This window comes from Ligilactobacillus acidipiscis DSM 15836 (assembly GCF_001435755.1).
Lineage (GTDB): Bacteria > Bacillota > Bacilli > Lactobacillales > Lactobacillaceae > Ligilactobacillus > Ligilactobacillus acidipiscis.
The window spans coordinates 1-5,957 of record NZ_AZFI01000131.1 but is presented as its reverse complement, the minus strand read 5'-3'; the positions used below and the strand labels follow the sequence as shown (position 1 = coordinate 5,957).

7 protein-coding genes are annotated in these 5,957 nt (G+C 37.5%); 6 read left to right on the top strand and 1 reads right to left on the bottom strand.

All coding sequences use genetic code 11. The features are described 5' to 3' along the window. From FC65_RS08305 to FC65_RS08290, 5 genes are all read left to right on the top strand, one after another. A partial coding sequence (locus tag FC65_RS08305) for a methyl-accepting chemotaxis protein (protein ID WP_156408606.1) occupies positions 1-806 on the top strand: 806 nt, incomplete at its 5' end. Positions 807-948: 142 nt separating this feature from the next. Next, complete coding sequence (locus FC65_RS08300; protein WP_010498568.1) at positions 949-1,347, top strand: MFS transporter; 399 nt, start codon at positions 949-951, stop codon at positions 1,345-1,347. A 261-nt stretch (positions 1,348-1,608) separates the two neighbouring features. Next, positions 1,609-1,854, top strand: a complete 246-nt coding sequence (locus FC65_RS12905) for an MFS transporter (RefSeq protein WP_079579438.1) — start codon at positions 1,609-1,611, stop codon at positions 1,852-1,854. Positions 1,855-2,055: 201 nt separating this feature from the next. Then, positions 2,056-2,991, top strand: a complete 936-nt coding sequence (locus FC65_RS08295) for a 2-dehydropantoate 2-reductase (RefSeq protein ID WP_056972291.1) — start codon at positions 2,056-2,058, stop codon at positions 2,989-2,991. Positions 2,992-3,148: 157 nt separating this feature from the next. Further along, a complete protein-coding gene (locus FC65_RS08290; protein WP_056972290.1) occupies positions 3,149-3,883 on the top strand; it encodes a L,D-transpeptidase in 735 nt (244 codons plus the stop codon). 104 nt (positions 3,884-3,987) lie between these two features. On the opposite strand, the gene FC65_RS08285 is transcribed toward FC65_RS08290, so the two are convergent. Further along, positions 3,988-5,127 carry an LTA synthase family protein gene (locus FC65_RS08285; protein ID WP_268872480.1) on the bottom strand — a complete coding sequence of 380 codons (1,140 nt, stop codon included), beginning with the start codon at positions 5,125-5,127 and terminating at the stop codon, positions 3,988-3,990. 133 nt (positions 5,128-5,260) lie between these two features. Between FC65_RS08285 and FC65_RS08280 the strand changes: the two genes are divergently transcribed. Further along, positions 5,261-5,957: IS4 family transposase (locus FC65_RS08280; RefSeq protein WP_420864793.1), on the top strand; the 697-nt coding region annotated here is incomplete at its 3' end.

The following is a 5,957-nucleotide window of genomic DNA, read 5'->3' as shown; positions in this document are numbered from 1 at the left end:
CTCAAACAATGGGATATTCCAAAGAAGAATTATTGACAATGCAACACCCAGACCTTTGTTTTGATTCTTTTGTCAATAGTGCAAGTTATACCGAATTTTGGAATCGTTTATTGGCAGGACAGCCATTTCAAGACCAAGTCTTGAGAAAAGGCAAGGGAGACAAGAAAATATATTTGGAAGCCAACTATTTTCCTTTGCACGATGAGACCCATAAGTTAACAGGAGTTTGCAAAATTTGCTTTGATAAAACAAAGAGTACTTCAGCCATTAATGAAGCGTTGACTGATATTACTTCAGTTTCAGATGCAATCGAACAAATGTATGATTCTCAAATGAAGCATATGAGTGAGACGAAAAGCATGATGGCTTCCATGCAATCATGCTCGACTGATAACTTGGAAAACACTGGTGCGTTGAAAAATGATACAACTGAAATTGGGCAAATTACAAAAACCGTGCATGAGATTGCCTACCATACTAATATTTTGGCTGTCAATACGGCTTTGCAGGCCGTTCGTTCAAGCGAAAATAGCAATGGCTTTTCAGTAGTTGCCAAAGAAATGCGTAAGTTATCTAAAGATGTGGATCAATCTTCTGAGAGTATTAGAGAAACTTTGCAAAATATTTTACATGAAGTTGAAAGTCTTGATAAAACCTCCAAGCAGACTAGTGAGCAAATCGACTCAGCTTTAAATGGTTTTAAGCAAAATCAAGATTCGTTGTATGAACTAGAAGCAAGTTCTGAAAAAATCAAGGATAATGTAGCCTTATTGAGTCAGTTATTTAAAGTAAAACATGATCAATAATAAGTAAAGATAGAGGTTGGATCAATGATCCAGCTTTTTATTTGTAATCATACAAGTTCAAGTATTTAAAACTCTCCGGTGAACTATCTATAGTGTGATAAGCTAAAGCATTGTTGCCTATTTTGGGTGAGGATGTCTTTTATTGCGGATCAGAAATAAAATGTTTTTATCGATCAATACTTTACTGTCTATGGGAAGTGGACTGATCACCCCAATCATTACACTTTATATCCATAATGATCTACATAAAAGTCTGGTAACTGCTGGCTATGTACTTCTTTTATATTCAGGGATGATCGCAGTCGGATATTTGCTAGGTGGTCGTTTATTTGATGTGTGGCAACCAGAAGCTTTGGTTTATATTGGTGGGACTCTGGCCATCTTTTTCTTGTTCTTACTGGCACTTTTTCCTAAATGGCCCTTTCTGATCACTTTTTTGGCTTTATATGGAGCTGGGCAAGGGCTTTGGCGCTCAGCTTTACTGGCGGATTATTTATTTTTGTTCGTTATTTTTCTTTGCCGAAAAACCAAGATCATTTAGAAGCGGGAGATGAAAAGCTCGTTGAGCACGTTTTTCCCACTGAAATGAAACGTGCTAGTATTGCGCTCCTTTGGTCCTTCATGTTTTTGACATGTATTAGTTACGAACAATGGGAAAGTAATATTTCAGCTCTGATGACTTCACAAGAGATACCAGTTCAGAAATATAGTTTGTTGTTCACAATAGCTACTAGGCAGGTGATTATTTTCCAACCGCTTTTAATAAGTTTTTCCACATAAACCGGGGGTCGAACGTTTTTGTCTGCTGCTTGGCTTGTTTTTGTATGGCAGTTCGTTTTTGATAGTTTTCGGTGCAAGTCAGTATTGGTGCTTTATTTTGGGTATTGTTATTCTGACTACTAATGAGATCTTGGTCACACCCATGATCCCCTTATTATTAAGCAAATATTCAGAGCGACAACACCATGGTTTTGTGCAGTCATTAGGAAGTTTATCTAATACGTTAGGGAGCGCATTAGGACCAGTTTTAGGGGTGTGGTGTACTTGATAACTTCTTAAGTTACTCGGAAACCTTTATTGCCTTTTTTATTTCGCAGCTGGTGATAATGTTAGTATTACGGTTTCCGGTTAGTTGATTCCAACAAAACGGTCAATGAGAAGGACGGCCTTGGAAGAGCTGTCTTTTTTACCAGTGAAATTGAGTGTATAATGAACAACGTTAAAAAATATGTAATTGGAGGTCTTAAAGGTGAAAGTTGCTATTGCAGGTGCAGGAGCAATAGGAAGTCGCTTTGGACTAATGCTGTCTCAAGGCGGAGTTGATGTAACCTTGATCGATGGATGGAAAGAGCATATCAATGCTATTCGAGAAAATGGTTTACAAGCTAATTATAATGGTAAGGATGTTACTGTTAAGTTACCGGTTATGTTGCAAGCAGAAGTTGGCCGCGCTGAGAAGTTTGATTTAGTGGTCGTATTTACTAAATCAATGCAGTTAGCACAAATGCTGCATGATATTCAAGGTGTGCTCGGTGAACAGACGAAAGTATTGTGTCTCTTAAATGGCCTAGGACACGTGGAAACTTTAGAAAAATATGTCCAGCGAGATAATATTTTCTTGGGAAATACGATGTGGACTGCTGGGTTAACAGGACCAGGAAAAGTTAAATTATTTGGCTCAGGTTCAGTTGAATTGGAAAACGTTGGAGATGGAAAACAAGATGACGCCAAGCAACTGGCTGAATTTTTATCAGCTTCTGGCTTGAATGCTAGTTATTCAGACAATATCTTGTATTCGATCTATCGTAAAGCTTGCGTGAACGGGACGATGAATTGTCTGACGACTTTGCTTGATTGCAATATGGGACAGTTCGGTGCTACTAGCACAGCGCACCAGATCGTCGTTACGATCGTGAAAGAGTTTGCAGCAGTCGCAAAGGTTGAAAAAATTGATTTGGATGTTGATGAATTGATCGCACATGTTGAATCGTGTTATGACCCTTCAATTTCAGGACACTATCCTTCCATGTATCAGGATCTGATTCAAAACAAACGGAAGACAGAAATAGACTATATTAACGGTGCAATTTCGCGCAAAGGGCGTAAATATGGTGTCCCCACGCCATACTGTGACTTGATCACTGAAATGATCCATGCTAAAGAAGAACTGTTAGGAGCCAAATAAGCGAAATAGTAAGTTACCCGACGTTTAGTGAAAAGGGCTTGAACGATTAGACATTCATCACGCTAATTCGTATATTTTTAATAGCGTAATTTTTTTCGCAAAATTATATGTGAAATTAGCTTATTATCTAACTATACTTTAATATGAGGTAGGATCAATGAAAAATAAGAAATGGCTATATTGGCTGGTTGCCTTGCTCTTAGTAGCTGCCGCTGGTTATAGCGTTATTCACGTGCACAAAGCAGAACAGGCCAATTCTGTTAAGATGGCAAAACAGGCCTCTATTGACAAAAAAAGGGATCAAAAGATCGCCAAGCAAAAAAAAGATCAGAAACAGCGGGCACGCAAGCCAGTGGATTGGTCTAAGCCGTCTTTGACCGGAGAATATCCAGACTTGACTCCTTATCGGCATATCAAGAAAAAGAAAGACAAGGTCTGGCTTGATGTTTCTGTTCGTAAGCAACGTGTGTATGTGATGCAGGGAAGATACATCCTTTATACAATGTATGCTTCTATTGGCAAGAATTATGATGGTCATACACAAGATTATCAACGAACACCTGTTGGTGACTTTAGGCTGCAAAAGGAACATGGTCCAGAATACTATGACGCGACTAAGAAGTATGGCGCCAAGTATTGGACTTCTTTTAGCGGTCATGGAGTTTATCGCTTTGAGTCAGTGCCATTTGATAAAAATGGTAAGGTCATCGAAAAACAGGCAGGACGCTTAGGAAGTCAAAAGGTAACTAAAAAGCATAATATCAAGAATTATGGTTCAATTAGATTGACCGTTCCTGATGCTAAGTGGTTGCAAGAAAATATTAAGCCGCACACCCGAGTTGTTGTGCACGGGAAAAAGTCTGATAAAGAGTTTTTAGACTTCTTATACTAAGTCTGACGGGCTGGTTCACTGAATTTAAAAAACAAATAAAAGACAGCAAAGGAGATCCGCTTTCAACTACGAGCGGATCTCCTTTGCTGTCTTTTGATGATTGCCTATTTCATAAAGTGCATATTTTTTAGATAATGTTTACCCGTAGTATTGTCGTATTGCACCAAACGATAATCATTTAGCAGTTCCTTTTGCTTTTTAGTAAGATTTTTTTCTTTCAAAACCTTATTTTGTTTGTCTACCAGTAATCCGTCAGAAGTGTCATTATTACCGCGTGATTGCGCGGGAAGCTGTTCGGTGACCTGTGTCATCATAGCGTAGAACGGACTGACTTTTTGGTTCATTTGCTTAAGCGCTAATGCCGTAAATGAGTTTGGACTGACCACTTGGACATGATCAGTTTGTTTACCGATACTGTCTCCATGATTTCTAGCGTATTTATTGCTTCTAGCGTATTTATTGCTGTAAATAAAATAATCAGTTTCGTGTAAAGGAACGTAATAATCGTTCATGTTATCACCGTCATAGATCCCTGGTAGATGATCGCCGTACCAGACTACTGTGATTGGACGTTGATATTGATCCAACTGATCAAGAAAGTCTTTAGTATACTTAGAAGTTAGTGCAATTCCCTGCATATAATGTTTAACTTGTTCTTTGCGTTCTGGATTAGCTACCGCCTGACCAAAAGCTTCAAATGGATACTCATTGTATTTATCAGTAAATGGCAGGTGGTTTTGCATAGTAGCTAGGTTAATGAATTGTCCTCTTCTTTCTTTATTAAGCTGCCATAAAACATTTTTGTACGCATCGTTGTCACCGACTAGATCACTTTTTTGAATTTTTTTCTGGTATTTTAGTTTTTCGTTTTTATCTTTACCATCCGTTGTTCGGAAAGTTTGAAAGCCAAATCTTTTGTAAACTTCTCTTCTTTGATAAAATGTGCCCAAGAATGGATGAATAGCGTTTTTTCTTTTGAAAAGATCAACTACGCTAGAATTATAATTAGATTTCATTACAACTTGTGTAAACGGAGTCGTCATACTAGGATCAAATAGCTGGAGATCCCAACTAGTTTCGACTCCGTATTCGATATTGGCAGTTCCACCACCATAACCAGAACTGAGCATTAGTCCAGAAGTATTGTTTTTTCTTATTTCATCAATCTCAGGGACTGGATTTTGATTAACTTTCATGTTAGGGACTCTTTTAGGGTCTGAATAACTTTCACTTAAGACGTAAATTAAGGTCTGCTTATTAATGTCCTAAAGGTTGAAAGTTAAATATTATACAAAAGCCCCGGCTTGCCGGGGCTTTATTGTATAAAAATAGACATGAGCTTACTCATATCATTATAATTAAGGCGTCAAANTGTCTATTTTACAACACTCGACCACTTCAATTCATCATTCTTTTAAACGTTTTTCTAAATTGGTACACTTGTCTGAAATTCTAAGAGCTTCTAATGTGAAAAAATCAAAAGGTATAAAAGTTACCACGTTGCTTGAATGGCTATTAAATGCAATTCTTAATAGGTATTCAATATTTAGAGCTGATGAAAGTCAATTTTTTACTAAGAGAACAGTTCGGAATTGTTTGAACAATTCTAGAACTAATTGGCAAAAGTTGGTACAGCTTTTAGCCATAAATTTAATAACTTATGTTGAACATTTCACTGATCCAAGAAGACGACAAGCTCTTATTGTCGATGATTCACTATTTAAACGTGAGTTTTCAAAAAATACCGAGCTATTAGCTCGTGTTTTCGATCATGATAAACAAGCCTACTTTAAAGGATTCCGTGCTTTAACTCTTGGATGGAGTGACGGAAATACCTTTCTACCTGTGAACTTTGCCCTGATGTCTTCATCAAAGAAATCAAATCAATTGGGAATATTCAAACACTTTGATAAGCGCTCTTTGGCTTATCAAAGACGTGCTCAAGCCCAACGTAAAATGAATAATGTTGCCCTAGAGCTGATTGATTCCTCGTTAAAAAATGGGATAAAAGCAAAATACGTGCTATTTGACAGTTGGTACTCATCACCACACATGTTTTCCCAATTATTAAATC

Excerpts from the sequence above, each read along its gene's own strand:
- FC65_RS08290 (WP_056972290.1), top strand. The coding sequence starts at position 3,149 with ATGAAAAATAAGAAATGGCTATATTGGCTGGTTGCCTTGCTCTTAGTA.